We start from the raw sequence: 14303 nt of genomic DNA, 5'->3' as shown, positions 1-14303 counted from the left end.
GCCTGTATGCCAAGCAATTTTGCGGTGCTGAAAAATTGCCTGGTCTTTCTTGCACGTGAACAGGATGGAAACAGTGAAGAAAACATTGGCAGCTTTTGGTTTGATCGCCGGATGGATGATGGCAACAGGCGCGCAGGCCGATATCGGTGTGGCGGGGAATGTGGGTACCACCGGTGTGGGCGTGCATGCCACCATTCCACTGAATCCCGATATGAATGCGCGCCTCGGCTCGTCCTATCTCGGCTATTCGTACAGCGGCAATACACGCGACCTCGACTACCAGCTCAAACTCAAGGCCAATACCTATGAAGCCTTGCTCGACTGGTATCCATCGAAGGACAGTTCGTTCCGGCTGACGACCGGTCTGGCTTACAACGGCAATAAAATCGATGTCATGGCTCAGCCCAATGCCGCCGGCGTCTATAACATCAATGGCACTGCCTATAGCTCGGCCAGCGTAGGCCAGGTCAACGGCAAGGTCAGCTTCAACAAGGTCGCGCCCTACCTGGGCATAGGATGGGGCCGTTCATCGGAAAAGGAAAAAGGCTGGTCTTTTTCCACTGATATCGGTCTGCTGTTCCAAGGGTCAGCCAAAACTTCACTGAGCAATACGGGTTGTGCTGCGACTGCAACGGTCTGCGCGCAATTCGCGAATGATCTGGCGCGCGAAAACGAACAGTTGCGTCATGAAGTAAGCCGCTTCAAGGCGTATCCGGTGTTGCGGGTCGGTCTCAGCTACCGGTTTTAAGTCATTCAACAACAATCTATAGGGACATGTAGCCCAGCGCGAACGCGCGGCAACGCACTTACAAGCCCGGCTGCGGCTGCAACTTGACTCTGCTTCAACGGCGTGCACAGGCAGTATGCCTGCGCGACTGTTTTATTTTTCCAATAGCGACCGCAACATCCACGCCGTCTTTTCATGCACCTGCATGCGTTGCGTCAGGAGATCGGCGGTCGGCTCGTCGCTGGCCTGATCGACCGCCTTGAACATCGAGCGGGCGGTGCGAATCACCGCTTCCTGATCTTGCACCAGCTGCCGGATCATTTCTTGTGCAGACGGCACGCCATCCGGTTCGTTGATCGTGCTCAGGCGGGCAAAGTCGCCGTACGTCCCCGGAACGAAGCTGCCCAGCGCACGTATCCGCTCAGCAATCTCATCGACGGCGGCGGCCAGTTCCGTGTACTGGGTTTCGAACATCAGATGCAAGGTCTGAAACATCGGTCCAGTCACATTCCAGTGGAAATTGTGGGTTTTCAGGTATAGCGTGTACGTGTCCGCCAGTAGGCGCGACAAGCCATCAACAATGCTGTGACGATCTTGCTCGGAAATGCCGATATCGATTTCCATTCTTGTTTTCTCCTGATGAATGATGAACTTTACATCGCTACGACCGCGTTGCCGGCAAGCGGTTCGCGTTGCCGCACGCAGTCTTGATACCCCCATATGAATGGGATGGCGCATTTGAAAAATCGCGGTTAAGGTCTGAGCGGCGTGATACCCTGAAGCAATACGTTGCGCACGTCAGCGGTCGCGTATATCGACAATAAAAACACTGGAGAAGCCATGACCTTTACTGAATCGATCAAAACCTGCCTGTCGAAATATGCCGATTTCAAGGGCAGAGCTTCGCGCTCCGAATACTGGTGGTTCGCCTTGTTCATCACACTGACAGGTCTCGTGCTGTCATTTGTCAGCGAAACCCTGTCGGGCCTGTTCTATCTCGGCATCTTGCTACCTTCGATTGCCGCGGCAACACGTCGCTTGCATGACACCGACCGCAGCGGCTGGTTTCAATTGATCGGTCTGATTCCGGTTCTTGGCTGGATTGCGATCATCTATTTCCTCGCGCAGCCGCCACAAGCGAGCAACCGCTTCGGTACGTCGTCGGACGCGCTTACCGACCCGGCCTGAAAACCTTGCGCCGCATGATGCAGCCGGGCATGGACGACATGCGGCCTCCGATAGATTTTTGGCGCAGGCAGCATGTCTAAAATCCATGGATGATGGAGATGCCGATGCCCATACAATTTTCCGGCGGCTGTGCGTGCGGCGCGGTGCGTTATCAATGCTCCGCTACTCCGCTTGCCATGTATAACTGCCACTGCCGTAGTTGCCAGCAAGCAGGGGGCGGAGCGTATTCCCCCCTGATTGTCATGGCGACAGCCAAGCTTGGAATTTGCGGCGCCCTGAACAGGCATGCGGTACAGGCAGAGACCGGCGGACATAGCGAGCGCTGTTTTTGCGGTCGCTGCGGCTCGCCGCTGTTTGCCCTCAGCAAACAAAATCCAGAGGTGATCGTTATTCATGCCGCATCGCTCGACGATCCCGCCTGGTTCAAACCGGTGGCCGACATCTGGACAGTCAGTGCCTTGCCATGGGTATGCATGGACCGGCACATTCCCAAGGTATTCAAATCACCGCCGGTATTGGACCGGGAAGAAAAGGAAGAAGCTGTTTCGCTTTAGCGCACACGCTCAATGTATCGCGTCCGGAATCGCCACATCAACGCCGCCGGACTGGGCGCTGCCGGCATTGTGCGAGCTGCCACTGGTTTCGGTACGCAGCGCAGGTACCGGCTCCGGATCAATGCCACTCAGATAGCGTCCAGGTTCATCTGCGCCGGGTGCAGGCGCACGCTCCACGGCTTGCGTACCGTCGTCGGGAGCGACCAATAGCGTCGCCGCGCCGTCGCGTTGGATCAAGCCGTAGCCGGGCGGTATCAATTCCATGTTTTCGGTGACCTTGTTGACCCAATCGTCGGACGGTGTCTTCACCATTAACGGCGGCGGCCGCTTCGGTTGAGGAAATTTTGCCTTGACGTTGATACGCTTGGCCTTCAGGGTGTCGCGAAAAAAGTCACCGACCAGCAGCAATGCATTGTGGCCGCCCTGGCCCCAGTAATCGCTGCGCATCGTCACCCGTGAATCATTGAAGCCGACCCAGGCGCCGGCCACCATGTCGGGATGCATCATGATGAACCATCCATCGGTATTGTTTTGCGTGGTACCGGTCTTGCCGGCGATGTCGGCGACGATATTGAAGCGGCTGCGCACTTCGGTCGCCGTGCCTTGCCTTACCACGCCGCGCATCATGTCGATCAGTTCGACCGCAGTCTCTTCGGACATCACGCGCCGCGCTTCGGTATTGAATTCCGCCACGACATTGCCGTCGCGATCAGTGATCTTGCGGATGGTCACCGGCTCGCGGTACTGGCCGACGCGGGCAATGGTGGAGTAGGCGGACACCATTTCCAGCAGCGTGACCGGACTGGTTCCGAGCGATAGCGACGGTACCGGATCGAGCCGGCTCGCGCTCACGCCGACATCGCGCGCAAGCCTGATCACATTGGGTAAGCCCACCTCCTGCATCACTTGCGCGGTGATCGTATTCTTTGAATAGATCAAGCCTTCGCGCATGCTCATCATGCGTCCGCTGAAACCCGACATGTCGGTGGGCCGCCACACGCTGCCGTCCGGCGCCCGTATCTCGACTTGTCCATCCGGATAGATTCGGTCTGGTTTCAAACCCTGTTCCAGCGCCGCCCCATAGACGATGGGCTTGAACGTCGATCCCGGCTGCCGCTCGGCTTGCGCGACGTGGTCGAACTGGTCCCGTTCGAAACTGCGGCTGCCGATCCAGGCCTTGACTTCGCCGCTGTTCGGATCCATCGCGACAAAACCTGCTTCCAGCCGGGTCTTCATATCGCGCAGGCGGGACATGAATAGCTCGTTGTCCTTGAGCTTGGCCAACGCTTCCTTGTCCGATTGTCCGGCAGCCACCGCCTTCTTATAGTCGGGGCTTTCGCGCATGAAGGCATCGAGCAGATCCGGCTGCGCGGTCCAGAAATAACTGAACGGTTCAATCTTCTTGCGCATTGCGCCATAAGCAGCCGGCGTTTGCGATATGAGCCGGCTGCTGCTGCGCGCCCATTCGACATCGGCAATATCCTGCAACACTTGCGACTGCCGCTCAACGGCTTCGGTGGCGGCCTGCTGCAGCCGGTCGTCAATGGTGCTTTCGATGATCAGGCCATCGGCATAGATGTTGTAATCGTTGGCATCCGCCCATTCGATCAGCTGCCGCCGTATATAGGCGGCAAAATGGGGTGCGACACCGAACGGATCAGACTGGCGGGTCAGCCGGACCTGCAAGGGCTGGTCGCGCAGCGCTGCGAATTCGTCGGCCGACAGCGAGCCATGCTTCAGCATTTGTGCAAGCACGACGTTACGGCGTCGTTGCGCGCGTTCCGGGTTGATGACAGGGTTGTAGTAACTGGTGCCCTTGAGCATGCCGATCAGGGTGGCGCTTTCAGCCGCATCGAGGTCGGCAGCGGATTTGTCGAAATAGGTACGTGCAGCCATTTCAATGCCGATCACGTTGTACAGAAACGGCACGCTGTTGAGATAGGTTTCGAGGATTTCGTCCTTGGTATAGGTTTTTTCAATCTTGACGGCGGTGATGATTTCGCGCAGCTTGCGATCCATCGTGCGCGAGCGGCCTATTTGTTCGGGAAACAGGTTGCGGACCAGCTGCTGCGTGATGGTCGAGCCGCCCTGCGCATCGCCGCGCAGCGTATGCACGATGGCCGACAGCGTGCGGCTGACGTCTACGCCCCGGTGTGCGTAGAAACGGTGATCTTCGGTGGCAATCAGCGCCTCCAGGACGAAGGGCGACACATGATCCAGATTGATTTGCTGCTGCTGGCCGCGGCTGAAGGTCGCAAGATGGGTGCCGTCGGCAGAGACCAGAATGCTGGGCTGGGCACTGCGGGCATTCAGCAAGGCTTCTACGCTGGGGGTGGTGGGAACGATCTTGGCGATATAACTGGCAACGACGATCGACACCGCCAGCAAGGCGATCAGGCATACTCCGGACAGGATAAATGCATAACGCCAGAGCCTGCGCATACGGGAACGTCGTCGAGGGCGGTGTTGTACAGGAGAGTATGGGTCTGATTTATGCGAATTCTTGTTCTCCACCATCGACACCTTTTCAGTTGATGGTCGTTTGGACAAGACGGTCGAGGTTTGGTTTTATCGATTCATGCGACGAAAGCACTCATACCGGCGACGCAAACGGAGAAAGCCCCGGCTTGAGCAATATCAACCCTATTGATGATATATAAGCGCTTGCATCGACGCCGGCCATTGCAATAGGTAACATGCACTTTCCCCAGTGCATCTTTTGCTCCCGCCAACCATTCGCATGTCTTCCGGCTTTCCCATTTCTGACGAGGTTCGCCGTTTTGTACTGACGAGCATACCGTCCATCCCTTACATGGAAGCCATGCTCCTGCTGCGCAGCAAGGAAGAAGTGAGTTGGGATGCCTCAATGTTGGCAAACCGCCTTTACCTCAGCGAAAAAGCGGCGTCTTCATTATTGACCGAATTGCATGAAGCCGGGATATTACGCACCGATGCGGCGCGGCCCGACTACTATTGTTTCGCGCCGTCTTCCGAAAGTCTGCGCCAGATGATTGACCAGGTTGCGGAAGCATATTCAACACAGCTGGTAGCGATGACCAATCTGATTCATTCCACGTCCGGAAGAAAGGCTCAGCAATTTGCCGATGCTTTCAAGTGGCGAAAGGACTCTTGAAATGGCCGCCATAATTTACGCGCTGTGCGCAATCACCTCGATGCTGTGCTCATGGCTATTGTTGCGCGGCTATCGCCGGAATGGTTATCGGCTCTTGTTCTGGAGCGGATTGTGTTTTGTTGGCTTATCGGTCAACAATATCCTGCTGATTCTCGACCGGATCGTGTTTCCGACATCGGTCGATCTGCTCACCTGGCGGCTGGTCGCCGCGCTAATTGCATTGTTGCCGTTATTGTATGGCCTGATCTGGGAGGAGTAAGGGCGCGATGAATGACATGTTGATAGGTGCCATCGTCACCGCCTCGTTGATTGCAGCCCTGTTTTTTCTCCGATTCTGGCGCAGTACCGGCGACCGCTTCTTTCTTTTCTTTTCGCTGGCATTTGCCAGCGATGCGGTCAACCGTCTGCTGTTGGGTGCGGCAACGGTCGACTCCGACGACATGCCGGCGTATTACATCATCAGGCTGCTCGGCTATGGCCTGATCCTGTTTGCGATCTACGACAAGAACCGGCCACGCAGTTAGTGGGGCACTTAGGGGGTCACTTCGCATCCCGTTGGCAGTATGATGATTCTGCGCTGTCGCATGCTGATAAAGTTGCCGCCCGACTATGCCTCATCTGCTTTCCTGTTATTACCTGGACGAACCGCTCACTGAACAAGAACTGCAATTCGTGCATCAGGCTCTGGTCGGGCCATGGGCCAGATTTCCCAACGGCGCATCGGCGCTGCTGCAAAAGCGTGTGCCTGCGGTGTTGCCGCTTCCCGATACCGATGGCAATTATGTGCAAAGCCGGGAAGAGCGCGCGGAAGGCGTGCGTGCAAACCTGCGCCATGCGGGGATACGGGCCGACAATGGGCGGCAGGTGCTATGGGTGATGCCGCGCGATAGCGACTGGGATGCGATCTTCCAGTTCGCTATCAGGGAAGAAACCGGATTTGCTCCATTCGTCGCCCAGCGCTGGTTTGATGAAGGCGGGCAAAGAACGCGCGGTGCTGTGCGCGTCGTGAATACCGAAATACTGCTGCGCGGCCTATGAGACGCGATAGCTGGGGGTGGCTTTCACGCCGCGCAAGACCGTTAGGCAGTGTGCCGCTGTTACTTGCTGCGACACCTCGGCAAAGTCGGACCAACCGAGACCGGCCACTGTGCGGCTGACGGATGACGATTTGGTCGCCGCCTTCATTTTGCGCAGCAATAGCGCCCCGACATAGGCCACCGGAAACGCAATCGGCCATGCAGTCAGCCAGCTTTCGAGCCAGCCGCTGGCGAGATGTTCGCTGAACCCGGTTCCGGGCAAATGCAGAACGAGGCTGAGCGCCAAGCTTGCGATGCCGCTCATCAGGAATGCCGGCAGCATGGATGCCAGGCTGCGCGAACGGCGCATGAAAAACGCGCATTCCACCAGTAGACTGGGCAATGGCGCAGGATGGGCCGAAGTGCGTGTCAGGGTATTCATGGTGTTTCCGTTTAGCCGCGCGAAGCCAGTGCGCGCAATTCGTTGGCCAGATTGGGCTGAGCACCGTCCAGGTCGCGCGCCATGCGATTCAATAGCAAAATACTTTGCAGCGTGCGGCGCTCGGCACGCTGCTCCAGTGTTTGACGCGGTTTGACGAGCAGCAGTGCGGCACGCAGCAGACCGATCAGCAAGGGCTTGAATGCGAGCAGGACGGCAGCGACAACGCCAAGACCGAGGAAAGGGCGGACAGCAGTGAATGCACTGCCGGCGAAGGCTTGCAAAGCGGGCAATGCCGCTTCGGCGGGTAAGGCGATGGTCAGGACAGACATGATTTACTCCGAACAATATATTTAAACGACTTTTCTCAAATGACTTTTCTCTTTTGCTGCATTGCAGTATAAGTAGGGAGATCGGTTAAAACCAATTTCGGTTTTGCATATCAGCTATAATTTCCATGAATATCGGTTGCGCCAGAGATAACCAAATCGTCTTGCTCAAAAGAATTTTCTTTCTTACTCATCATGAGCTTCCTTACCCTTGATCTGAATTTATTGCGCGTTTTCGACGCGGTGATGACCGAGCAAAACCTGACCCGCGCCGCGAGCCGCCTTGCAATGACGCAACCGGCAGTGTCGAACGCCTTGCGCCGTCTGCGCGATGCGCTTGGTGACGAATTGCTGATTCGTACCGCACACGGGGTCAAACCGACCTTGCGCGCGGAAACTCTTTGGCCGGCGGTGCGGCACGCATTGTCGGAACTCGAGGAAGCGATCGCTCCCGAACAAAACTTCGATATCGCGATCGCGCAAAACACTTTTCGGATGGCGATGGCGGACGCAACCGCCGCGCTTTGGCTGCCCGCGCTGGTGCGTTCGATAGAACGCGAAGCACCGGGCCTGACCATCAGGATGGTGCCGCTGACCACGCGGGAACCCCGTCCGATGTTGCTGCGCGGCGATATCGATCTGGCAGTGGGTTTCTTTCCCGGTGTGGTCGCGCAACTGGCCGGAGGGCAGGGCGCGTCGGTATCTCCAATCCGCCATGAACAGTTGTATTCCGGACGCTATGTCTGCGTGATGCGCAAGAACCATCCGCTGGCAAAAGATGACCTGACGCTCGACGGCTATTGTTCGGCAAACCATTTGCTGGTCAGCTTTTCGGGCCGGGCTCATGGCTTGATCGATGAAACCCTTGCACAGCTTGGCCGCGAACGCCGCATTCTGTTAACGGTCAATCAATTCTTTACCGCTGGCCGCGTGGTGGCTACCTCGGACCTGATTACCGTGCTGCCGCGTCACCTGATTGCATCAACCGGCATTACCGGCGCGCTGATTACCAAGGAACTGCCGTTTGCCACGCCGACCGTGCATGTCGATATGTTGTGGCATGAACGTGATACACGCAGTCCGGCGCATAAATGGCTGCGTTCGCACTTGAGCGGCACGACGCGCGAAACCTTTGTGAAGTCCGGGATAGCGACGGAAAAACCAGCTGCCTGAAGGCTTGGTCCAGATACAAAGCTTTTACGAATGCAAAAAACCCGCCGAGGCGGGTTTTTTATTTTCATGAAAAGACTTGCTTATGCCAACCCGCCGCCTATCGTTCCGCCGTCGTTCTTGGTAATGACGATGGTCGCCGAACGCGGTCTGGCGCTGCCGCCATCAGGCCAGTGACTGCCGTAACTGGACGGATTCGCATAATTCGGCTTAGTGTCTTCGCCCGGGTGCTGAATATTGACGAACAGTGCCTTGCCATCCGGTGTTTCCGCGACGCCGGTGATTTCACATTCCTTCGGTCCCACCAGGAAGCGGCGCAGATTGGTATCGCCGGGTGCCGCACCGACATAAGTGTCGACCGCCTTGCTGGTCGCGCCATCGACGTTGTTGATGGTCTTCTTGCCGCCATCGCCGACCTTGCCGGCCACCGCCGCCAGCATCATGCAATTGGTGGCATCGGTAAAGGCGCCGTCATCGGTCTGGATCCAGAGCAAGCCGGTATTCTGCGAGAACCACAGGCCGTCCGGGCTGGAAAAGTCATTGTCCGCGCTCAGGTTCGAGACGTTGATATTGGCCGTGTTGGCGCCGGCGCGGGCACCGAACAGGAATACGTCCCACTGGAAGCTGGTGGCCGTTGCGCTCGCATCCTTCCAGCGGATGATATGGCCGTTCGGGTTGCCTCTCTGCGCGGTCGCGGCGGTGCCTTTCGGATCGTTGTAGAAACGCGGATTCGCCGGGTCGACCAATTGCTGGCTCGATGTCGGATTGGCGAGTACGCGGTTGCTGTTATTGGTCAGCGTCAGATAGGCTTCGCCATTGGCCGGGTTGACCGCCACCCATTCCGGTCGGTCCATCCTGGTGGCGCCGACCGCGTCGGCCGCCAGGCGGGTATTGATCAGCACATCGGCCTGGTCGGCAAATGCATACGTCGTATTCGCGGCAGTCAGGCCATTGCTGCCGAACTTGAGTTCGACCCAGGCGCCGCTGCCATCGGCATTGAATTTCGCGACATACAGCTTGCCGTCATCCAGATACTTGTCGCCTGCGGCCATGCCTTTGCTCGCATCGGCCGGATCCCAGACCGCGGTCGACACGTATTTGTACAAATATTCGCCGCGCGAATCGTCGCCCATGTAATACACCACCGGCTGTCCGGCGACCACCGGCAGATAAGCCGCGTTTTCATGCGCGAAGCGGCCCATGGCGGTACGTTTTTTCGGCGTCGATGCCGGAGTAAACGGATCGATTTCCACGATCCAGCCAAAGGTATTGGGAGCGTTGCGGAAATCGTCGCTGCCATCGGTCGAACTGCCGAGCTTCATTGCGTTCCAGCGGCTGAACATGGTATCGCTGGCCGATGCTCCGTTCGGCGTTGCCCACAAGTGTGTTCCGTTTCCGGTAACGCCATAGCGCGCGAACGACGTCTTTTCCCTTGCAGTACGGCTGACGTCATCGCTGGCGGCCACGCGACGGAAGAAGCCGGCCCAGTTTTCCTCGCATGTCACATAGGTACCCCAGGGCGTGTATCCGTCAGCGCAATTGTTGACCGTGCCGCGCGTCTTCGAACCGTCTGTCGAATAAGCGGTCACCATCATCGGCGATTTGGCTGCCGGCCCGGACAGGGCCATTTCCGTCAATGCGGTCACGCGGCGATTGAAGCTCGAATCCTTCTTGTAGCTGAAGCTGCTTCCGCTGCGGATGACTTCAATCACGCTGACGCCATGCGCATTCATTTCCTTAAGTACCTCATCGGGCACGGTACGCACGCCATTACTAATCGTTTGTCCTGCTGCATGCAGAAAGGAGCCGGTGATGGCTTCGTGATTCATCACGAGCAAGCCGCGATCGCTGCTATTGGCGCTGTATTTGCCATCGGCACCGAGGCCAAAGAAATGCATGCCGTCATGATGGTCGCCGGCGCGCTGGGCAAACGAGGCGCCGGAATCGCTACCGTCGTTCTTGTAGTCGGCGACGCCAGCCGCAATCGGATCGCCCAGGCGATATAGCACTGTGGCGGTATACCCGGCGGGAAGGCTGACAGCATCGGCCAGGCTCTTGGCAACGGCATTGAAATTGAGCTTGAGGCTCTTGACGACTTCGGGAGCGGTCGTCGGCGGTGTCGTGGCGACGGCATCGCTGCCGCCGCAGGCGACCAGGCCGGTGCCAAAGAATGCGGTCGAGGCCAGGCCAAAGCTGCCCTTCAGGATGGAACGACGGCTCAGGCGCGCGCCAAGCAGGCTGTCGAAGGAAGGATTGTTCGAGTTATTCGTGCCGATATCTTCCGGCTCCAGCAGCTCGCTCCGGGTCAGGTCATTCATGGGTGCGGTTTCCTCGTTAATGATTGTGCCACGCAATGCAAACAATAGGACGCATGGTTTTCCTATTGCCGGTAAAGCGGCAGGCGCTGACCATCGCGATGCACTTCATACTCGCTACGGTGTCTGACGATGCTTACCCGTCCTTCACCGCGCACCTCGACGTCGACTGCACCGGACTGGCCCAATTCATTGGCCAGGCGCAGGTGGCCATGCAACAGGCGGTAACCGTCGCCTTCCCTGACGATGACAATATCGGGGCTCATGGTGCTTCCTTCGCATCTGGACTAAGAGCAACTGCTCGCTTTACGGCCGAGATGCTACGGACGATTTGTGACCTGCAAATGAAGATTGGATGACGTTTCGGTGACATCCCGGATTTGCTCCGGCGATGCTGCCGGCGCATTCACTGTGCGGCGTTGGAAAGATGCTTGATCGACGCGCGAAGCACGCGCGCCAGTTCCTGCAAATGATAGGGTTTGTGCAGCAGCTGGAACTCGAACTGAAGCTTGTCCGTCAGCAGATAACCATAGCCGGATGAAAAGACGACGCTGATTCCCGGCGCCATCGCGACAGCGGTCGCCGCCAGTTCCAGACCGGACATACCGGGAAGGTTGATATCGGAAAGCAGTACATGGAAGCTGGCGCTGCGCAGCTGTTCAAGCGCATCTTCCGCGCAGCTGACACCGACGGCGCAGTATCCCAGGCTTCCGAGCATGTCGCAGAGTACGGCAAGCAAGGCCTGGTCATCCTCTACCACCAGAATGCGCAATAGCACTGAAATCATTCGGCACCTTCCGGTGTCGTGTGCATGCAGCCGCGCAGGCCGCTGTTCACGAAATCGGAAAGCGAAAGTCGAAAAGACAAAATAGGTGAAAAGACCTGCATCTGATTACCGCCTGACGTTACATGAATATTGTTGCATTGATAAGGTGAAGCACCAATGTGCAAAAGCGCGCGGGGTATTTTGCCAAATCAGTCAGCAATGACAATCCGCAATGTCCGCAATTTGCCCCGCGCTTGCGTTTAGTCAAAGGGTGTATCGGAAGGTAAAACAGGATGCGGTCAATGCAGGGCGGCTACCGGCCCATGCATGCGCCGGCCACCATGGCCGTAACCATCACTGGTTCGACATATATGGCAAGGCTCGAGCACTTCCGACGCGCCGTTATCAGGTAGAGCCATGCTCATGCGTGGTCGATGTGTCATCCGCAGCCGATGCAGGCGGCGAGTCGACAGCCTCGAGCTGTTCACGCAAATAGTTGATCGGTACCAAGGCCAGCACGATCACCAATCCCCAGAACAACACCATTGCGAGCGATTCCAGCCAGTGCCAAGGTATTGCATGGATCCATGTCATCGCATACTCCCGCATACTCAACCGGTTAGCCGTATGGCCTGTCTTGTGTTTTACAGAATTGCGATGGAGATGCTGTTGAGCGAACGCAAAGCGCATGATGCGATGCATGGCGGTGCGCTTGCGACGATGTACACGTTTTTCGCTAGCGCTTCCAGGGGGCAATGTCGGCCAGTTTTTCCAGCAACAGCTTATGCGCAGCCACATCGACCGGACGGTACTTGACCGTCGTTGTTGCCGGGTAGGTGCCGAGAAAATTTCCACCTTTCCAATCCCGTGCCGGACGTATCGGACGCGCAGTGAAGTTACCGCCGCAATTGGGGCAAACATGGTCGAGCACCTCCATTGCGCAGTGCGTGCAAAAGGTGCATTCAAAACTGCATATCATTGCGTCGGTGGATTCGGGTGGCAGTGCGGTATTGCAGTGTTCGCAGCTAGGTCTGAGTTCAAGCATGGCGGTCGCAAATTGAAGTTGAAGAGATGGAATACAGCCATCTTAACGCCGCGGTGATTTGGCAGAAATGACAGAATTACGCTAAATTCTGCCAATGCCTGTTTCCATTGCCATTCTGGTCTACGACGGCGTGCAAATCCTTGATGTCAGCGGTCCTGCCGCGGTATTTGCAGCGGCCAACGATGCCTGCGCCACGCCTTTTTACAAGGTGCATATCGTATCCGCCGGCGGCGGTGCGATAAAAAGCAGCAGTGCGCTCGACATCGTCAGCCAACCGATCCGCCGCCTGCCGGCGAACGCGATCGACCTGTTGCTGGTCGCGGGCGGCGATGAAGACGCCTTGCTGCAACTGGCCGAGCATCGTGCGCTAGCCCGCTGGCTGACGCGGGCTAGTATGGCGGCTGGGCGCTACGGCTCGATCTGTACCGGTGCGCTGCTGCTGGCACGCCTGGGCCTGCTCCACGGCAAGCGTGTGACCACCCATTGGTCGGCTTGCTCACTGCTCGCCGACGGTTTTCCAGAACTGGCGGTCGATGATGCGGCGCTCTATGTGGAAGATGGCAAGGTATGGACTTCGGCCGGCGTGACAACCGGCATCGACATGTGTCTGGCAATTGTGGAACGGGATTTGGGAGCGGCGGCGGCCAATCGCATCGCCGAGCGGCTGGTACTGTATGCGCGCCGGCCCGGCTACCAGTCGCAATTCAGCCCGTTGCTGCAAGCGCGGCGGCAGGCGGATACACCGTATGCGGAGTTGATCGACTGGATGAGTACGCATCTGGACGAGCCGCTCGATATAGCCCAGCTGGCGGCGCGCATGGCCATGTCGGAACGCAGTTTTCATCGCCATTTCACCCAGAGTGTGGGCGATACCCCGGCACGTTTTGTCGAAACGCTGCGGCTCGACCGGGCGAGGAATTTGCTGTTGTTGCCTTACGGCCTCAAGCAGGTGGCGGCGGAGACCGGTTTTGGCAGCGCGGCGCGCTTGTCAAAAGCCTTCGAACGGCGCTTCGGCATCTCGCCAATGCTGTTCCGGCAGACGCAGCGGCGCGGCGTCAGTCCAGAATAGGCTTAGCGTATCGGCAGCTTAGTGGTGTTTTTGACTTCTTCCATCACGGCATAGGTATGCGTTTCACGCACGCCTTTCAGTTGCAGCAAGGATTTGCCCAGGAATTCGCGGTAGGCATTCATGTCCTTGACCCGTGCCTTGACCAGATAATCGAAGCCGCCCGCCACCATATGGCATTCCTGTACTTCCGGGATCACTTGCACGCTGCGCTTGAATGCTTCGAATACTTCCGGCGTGGTGCGGTCAAGCACAACTTCGATGAAGACCAACAAGGACACATCGAGCAGTTGGGGATTGAGCTGGGCCGTGTAGTTGACGATATAGCCGGCTTCCTGCAGCTTGCGCACCCGCTCCAGACAGGCAGCCGGCGACAGGTTGACGCGCGACGCCAGTTCCACGTTGCTGATGCGTCCGTCGTTCTGCAATTCCGAGAGAATTTTCTTGCTGATCTTGTCTAGCATGATGGGCGGGTGAAAAATTTAATTTGGCGCGATTTTCCCACAAAATACAAAATTCTGATAGCGGATCATATTTCCAGAATTAATCCATATC

At 57.4% G+C, this 14303-nt stretch carries 19 protein-coding genes; 9 read left to right on the top strand and 10 right to left on the bottom strand.

All coding sequences use genetic code 11. The annotated features are described in order from the left end of the window. Positions 1-73: 73 nt before the first annotated feature. Entirely contained in the window at positions 74-748 is a 675-nt protein-coding gene (locus D3871_RS00940) for a hypothetical protein (RefSeq protein ID WP_233575472.1), read from the top strand. Between the two features lie 132 nt (positions 749-880). Here D3871_RS00940 and D3871_RS00935 read toward each other — a convergent pair whose 3' ends face one another. Beyond that, positions 881-1351, bottom strand: coding sequence for a Dps family protein (locus D3871_RS00935; protein ID WP_119767207.1), 471 nt, complete (start codon positions 1349-1351; stop codon positions 881-883). Positions 1352-1567: 216 nt separating this feature from the next. On the opposite strand from D3871_RS00935, the gene D3871_RS00930 reads away from it, so the two are divergent. Both D3871_RS00930 and D3871_RS00925 read left to right on the top strand, forming a co-directional pair. Then, positions 1568-1915 carry a DUF805 domain-containing protein gene (locus D3871_RS00930; RefSeq protein WP_119767206.1) on the top strand — a complete coding sequence of 116 codons (348 nt, stop codon included), beginning with the start codon at positions 1568-1570 and terminating at the stop codon, positions 1913-1915. A 104-nt stretch (positions 1916-2019) separates the two neighbouring features. Continuing rightward, a complete protein-coding gene (locus D3871_RS00925; RefSeq protein WP_158597838.1) occupies positions 2020-2469 on the top strand; it encodes a GFA family protein in 450 nt (149 codons plus the stop codon). A 9-nt stretch (positions 2470-2478) separates the two neighbouring features. On the opposite strand, the gene D3871_RS00920 is transcribed toward D3871_RS00925, so the two are convergent. Further along, a complete protein-coding gene (locus tag D3871_RS00920) occupies positions 2479-4911 on the bottom strand; it encodes a penicillin-binding protein 1A (protein WP_233575471.1) in 2433 nt (810 codons plus the stop codon). A 298-nt stretch (positions 4912-5209) separates the two neighbouring features. Between D3871_RS00920 and D3871_RS00915 the strand changes: the two genes are divergently transcribed. The 4 genes from D3871_RS00915 to D3871_RS00900 all read left to right on the top strand — a co-directional run bounded on the left by D3871_RS00915 (position 5210) and on the right by D3871_RS00900 (position 6640). Next, positions 5210-5602 (top strand): aldo-keto reductase family protein, encoded by a 393-nt coding sequence (locus D3871_RS00915; RefSeq protein ID WP_119767203.1) that lies wholly within the window; start codon positions 5210-5212, stop codon positions 5600-5602. 1 nt (position 5603) lies between these two features. Beyond that, the gene (locus tag D3871_RS00910; RefSeq protein ID WP_119767202.1) at positions 5604-5861 is read left to right on the top strand and encodes a DUF5985 family protein; all 258 of its coding nucleotides are present in this window, start codon (positions 5604-5606) and stop codon (positions 5859-5861) included. A gap of 7 nt (positions 5862-5868) precedes the next feature. Then, positions 5869-6126 (top strand): DUF5985 family protein, encoded by a 258-nt coding sequence (locus tag D3871_RS00905; protein WP_119767201.1) that lies wholly within the window; start codon positions 5869-5871, stop codon positions 6124-6126. Between the two features lie 85 nt (positions 6127-6211). Further along, positions 6212-6640: a hypothetical protein gene (locus D3871_RS00900; RefSeq protein WP_119767200.1), complete on the top strand. Its 429-nt coding sequence runs from the start codon at positions 6212-6214 to the stop codon at positions 6638-6640. Here the strand turns inward: D3871_RS00900 and D3871_RS00895 are convergent. After that, the gene (locus D3871_RS00895; RefSeq protein WP_119767199.1) at positions 6635-7060 is read right to left on the bottom strand and encodes a DUF2798 domain-containing protein; all 426 of its coding nucleotides are present in this window, start codon (positions 7058-7060) and stop codon (positions 6635-6637) included. The genes D3871_RS00900 and D3871_RS00895 overlap by 6 nt on opposite strands. A gap of 11 nt (positions 7061-7071) precedes the next feature. Continuing rightward, positions 7072-7389, bottom strand: coding sequence for a hypothetical protein (locus D3871_RS00890; protein ID WP_119767198.1), 318 nt, complete (start codon positions 7387-7389; stop codon positions 7072-7074). Positions 7390-7581: 192 nt separating this feature from the next. On the opposite strand from D3871_RS00890, the gene D3871_RS00885 reads away from it, so the two are divergent. Further along, complete coding sequence (locus D3871_RS00885; protein ID WP_119767197.1) at positions 7582-8559, top strand: LysR family transcriptional regulator; 978 nt, start codon at positions 7582-7584, stop codon at positions 8557-8559. A gap of 80 nt (positions 8560-8639) precedes the next feature. Here the strand turns inward: D3871_RS00885 and D3871_RS00880 are convergent, their stop codons facing one another. From D3871_RS00880 to D3871_RS00860, 5 genes are all read right to left on the bottom strand, one after another. Then, positions 8640-10874: a PhoX family protein gene (locus D3871_RS00880; protein WP_119767196.1), complete on the bottom strand. Its 2235-nt coding sequence runs from the start codon at positions 10872-10874 to the stop codon at positions 8640-8642. Positions 10875-10936: 62 nt separating this feature from the next. Continuing rightward, complete coding sequence (locus tag D3871_RS00875) at positions 10937-11137, bottom strand: hypothetical protein (protein WP_119767195.1); 201 nt, start codon at positions 11135-11137, stop codon at positions 10937-10939. A 140-nt stretch (positions 11138-11277) separates the two neighbouring features. After that, positions 11278-11658 (bottom strand): response regulator, encoded by a 381-nt coding sequence (locus D3871_RS00870; protein WP_119767194.1) that lies wholly within the window; start codon positions 11656-11658, stop codon positions 11278-11280. A gap of 384 nt (positions 11659-12042) precedes the next feature. Next, complete coding sequence (locus D3871_RS29690; protein ID WP_147376728.1) at positions 12043-12231, bottom strand: hypothetical protein; 189 nt, start codon at positions 12229-12231, stop codon at positions 12043-12045. A gap of 142 nt (positions 12232-12373) precedes the next feature. Then, positions 12374-12682, bottom strand: coding sequence for a DUF1272 domain-containing protein (locus tag D3871_RS00860; protein ID WP_119767192.1), 309 nt, complete (start codon positions 12680-12682; stop codon positions 12374-12376). 94 nt (positions 12683-12776) lie between these two features. Between D3871_RS00860 and D3871_RS00855 the strand changes: the two genes are divergently transcribed. Then, positions 12777-13751: a GlxA family transcriptional regulator gene (locus tag D3871_RS00855; RefSeq protein ID WP_119767191.1), complete on the top strand. Its 975-nt coding sequence runs from the start codon at positions 12777-12779 to the stop codon at positions 13749-13751. Between the two features lie 2 nt (positions 13752-13753). On the opposite strand, the gene D3871_RS00850 is transcribed toward D3871_RS00855, so the two are convergent. Next, positions 13754-14212, bottom strand: a complete 459-nt coding sequence (locus D3871_RS00850; protein ID WP_057288946.1) for an Lrp/AsnC ligand binding domain-containing protein — start codon at positions 14210-14212, stop codon at positions 13754-13756. Positions 14213-14303 lie beyond the last annotated feature (91 nt).

It is taken from the genome of Noviherbaspirillum saxi, assembly GCF_003591035.1.
Lineage (GTDB): Bacteria > Pseudomonadota > Gammaproteobacteria > Burkholderiales > Burkholderiaceae_D > Noviherbaspirillum > Noviherbaspirillum saxi.
Note: the sequence above shows the minus strand (reverse complement) of the source record. Positions and strands in the feature narration are given on the sequence as shown.